The organism is Pelagicoccus sp. SDUM812002, assembly GCF_031127835.1.
Classification (GTDB): domain Bacteria; phylum Verrucomicrobiota; class Verrucomicrobiia; order Opitutales; family Opitutaceae; genus Pelagicoccus.
This window is the reverse complement of the sequence record NZ_JARXHX010000070.1, coordinates 1-1926: the sequence shown is the minus strand read 5'-3', so window position 1 is coordinate 1926 and position 1926 is coordinate 1. Positions and strand designations below refer to the sequence as shown.

At 45.8% G+C, this 1926-nt stretch carries 3 protein-coding genes; all 3 read left to right on the top strand.

All coding sequences use genetic code 11. From position 1 onward, the window contains the following. Positions 1-100: 100 nt before the first annotated feature. The 3 genes from QEH53_RS23625 to QEH53_RS23615 all read left to right on the top strand — a co-directional run bounded on the left by QEH53_RS23625 (position 101) and on the right by QEH53_RS23615 (position 1321). Positions 101-637 (top strand): hypothetical protein, encoded by a 537-nt coding sequence (locus QEH53_RS23625; RefSeq protein WP_309025700.1) that lies wholly within the window; start codon positions 101-103, stop codon positions 635-637. Between the two features lie 64 nt (positions 638-701). Next, positions 702-950, top strand: a complete 249-nt coding sequence (locus tag QEH53_RS23620; RefSeq protein ID WP_309025699.1) for a type II toxin-antitoxin system HicA family toxin — start codon at positions 702-704, stop codon at positions 948-950. Between the two features lie 5 nt (positions 951-955). Beyond that, complete coding sequence (locus QEH53_RS23615) at positions 956-1321, top strand: type II toxin-antitoxin system HicB family antitoxin (protein WP_309025698.1); 366 nt, start codon at positions 956-958, stop codon at positions 1319-1321. Positions 1322-1926: the final 605 nt, after the last annotated feature.

Below are 1926 nucleotides of genomic sequence, written 5' to 3'. Positions count from 1 at the left end.
CCGGCCAACGCTCGCCTCTTTCATTACGACACAACCAAATCTACGAAACTTTAAATGGAACCCAAACTGAGGCCTCCACGTATGGCCTCAGCGTTAGCAAATGAAGAATACCAAGCCATCTACGACTTCGACGATCCTAACAGTTTTAGCGATCTTAGGATGGGCTGTATTCACATTTCAGTTCACTACGAAGTACCTTGTGTACAAGTTTTCCGATTTGGTCACAGGAATCACCAACATATCAGTTAGGGAATCCACTCCTGCAATGCTTCTAGCGATGTTTCTCACCATCCTCGCATATTTCCTCATGACATTTCTTCCAGCCGGAATCATGTTTATCTATGCAGATATAGTAACTAGAGATAAAAAATTGAGCTTAGGTTCTGCTGTGATTCAAACCATTAGAAGAAGTCTTGGCGGCCTTGTGGGTACGGTCGCATTTTTCACCGTTTGGTTCATAGGAGGAATTCTATTTTACTCTGGTGTAGCCGGACTCATCGCGTTTGTGCTAATGGCTGGTTCATTCGTGATTTATCCGATATTTCTGATCACGCAAGAGTTGAAACTAAGAAAGAAACGAACAAATGCTAACCAGGCAGAGCTCACAATTCCGGACGCTGCGCGTCCTACATCGTGAGTCTTTGGCGTTGGGCGAAAATAGGAAGACTTGACGTGGTGGCATTATCTGCCACCATCTTGCCGTGAATCGCAAACAACGACTTACCCTAGAAAAAGTAAGGGAGCGTCCAGAACGATCAGACATACCTTGGAAGAACATCGAGAACATGCTCTCAGCTTTGGGAGCAGAGATTTCTGAGGGAAGTGGTTCTCGTGTTCGTGTCTACCTAAACGGCGTGAGAGCTGTTTTCCACCGCCCTCACCCACAGAAGGAAACGGACAAGGGAGCAGTAAAGTCAGTCAGACGTTTTCTGGAAGCTGCAGGAGAGTAAAGATCATGGAATACAAAGGATACGTAGGAACAGTTCAATTCGACGAGGAAGCCGAGATCTTCCATGGAGAAGTCATAAACATGAAGGATGTAGTCACCTTTCAGGCCGACACTGTCGAAGGCCTGAAGAAGGAGTTCCAAGCTTCGATAGACGACTACCTCGACTTTTGCTCCGAACGTGGCGAAGAGCCAGATAAGCCGTTTTCCGGAAAGCTCACCCTAAGACTAGATCCTGACCTTCACAGGAGCATCTACATTCGATCAAAGAAGGAGAACAAGAGCTTGAACAACTGGATCATCGAAGCACTTGGAAGAGAAACGAGAGCCCAACCAGGCAGCCCATACAACTCCGGCCAGTCGCTCCGCGACTGACCTACGCGTATGGCTTTCACGTTGTCGAAGAAAAGAAAGATAAGGCTGAGGAGAAAAAATCTACTACTTTTTGGATACTAACCCAATCTGTGATAATCCGAGTAATCTGTGGTTAAAAAGGAAGATCCTGCAACGAAGACGAAAATTGGTCCCACCGACGAAAAGAAGAGCACCCTATTCCGTGAAACCCAAGGCAGCCACAAGACATTTCGACCGATAGAAATTAAAAAAGAAAAGAAGACTGACCGACGGAAAGAAAAAGCTGGTTCACGACGGAAAAGATGATTGGCGAAGCGAAGAAAGAGACCTACTTTCGAAGGCGAACCAACTCGTGAGCAAAACTAAAAATTACGACAACCAGACGGTGCAGACAACTCGCGCAAGCGCTCGCGTCTGACCTCGACGATGGGCGAACCAAAAAGAACTATTGAAATGACGAAGTTATTTCAGGCGAAACCTCCCCGAAGGGAAAAAATTTAAAAATCCAGCTACTATCTAAAAACTGAACGAAACAAGTAGCTGAAATCTAACTACAGAAAAGAAATCCCCACTGCTAGAACTTCGACATTCAGCATCTCCCCTATCCGACCCAAAAGAAAACGAAT

Coding starts and splice junctions, on each gene's coding strand:
- QEH53_RS23625 (WP_309025700.1), top strand. CDS start 101: ATGAAGAATACCAAGCCATCTACGACTTCGACGATCCTAACAGTTTTA.
- QEH53_RS23615 (WP_309025698.1), top strand. CDS start 956: ATGGAATACAAAGGATACGTAGGAACAGTTCAATTCGACGAGGAAGCC.